Source organism: Massilimicrobiota sp. An105, from assembly GCF_002161155.1.
Lineage (GTDB): Bacteria > Bacillota_I > Bacilli_A > Erysipelotrichales > Coprobacillaceae > Allocoprobacillus > Allocoprobacillus merdigallinarum.
The window spans coordinates 1-860 of sequence record NZ_NFLY01000113.1; the positions used below are offsets into that span (position 1 = coordinate 1).

At 32.8% G+C, this 860-nt stretch carries 1 protein-coding gene; it reads left to right on the top strand.

Annotated features, from left to right (window positions below; translation table 11 throughout):
* The coding region (locus tag B5E48_RS13435; protein WP_479684563.1) for a transposase at window positions 1-860 on the top strand (860 nt) is incomplete at both ends.

Here is an 860-nt window from a genome sequence, read left to right on the forward strand (position 1 = left end):
AATTTTATGCAATCTAATTACACTGATAATTATAACGCAATTCAGTTATCTTTGCCACTAGATTTGGGTATAAAAATTAATCCTGACGATGAGGTTGTTTCTTTCTTAAAGGCGCTGGAAGGAGTGAATCTTAAGAAATATCTAAAAAGAGATGAGCGTCGTGGTAGAAAGGGATATGATAACGTATTGCTTCTTAAGGCTGTTCTCCTTGCAAGAATGGTCAGTGACTGTGATGTAAGAAATCTAGAATCTTTATGCAAACATGATATTAGATTTATGTATATCATGCAGGAGGCAACTCCTAGCCATATGACTTTTGAACGACTCATGAAGAATTATCTTATTGATGATATTGACCATATCTTTTTTGATATAGTCAACAATATCTGTAATCTCATGAATGTTGACAAATCAATTCAATATATTGATGGTACCAAAATAGAAGCCAATGCAAACAAATATTCTTTTGTATATAAGGCAAGAATCCTCAATGCAAGAATGAAACTGTTTTCTAAGATAACAGATTCAATCATTCAGATGAACATGGAAAGAGGATTTGACTTTCCATATCATTATTTTTACTGTGCACAGGAGATAGGCTATATAGTACAGTATCTTATGGAAACGATGATTAATGATGATATAAAAATGGTATATGGCAGAGGGAAAAGAAAGACAGAAATTCAAAGATGGTATGACCTGTTTCTTGGATATTATACAAAGCTGGATGAATATGAATTCTGGCTTTTTATCATAGGAAATGATAGAAACAGCTGTTCTAAGATAGATCATGATGCGACGATGTGTGCAACTAAGATAGATTTTTACTGCAATACGGGATTAAGCAGACCATGCTATAA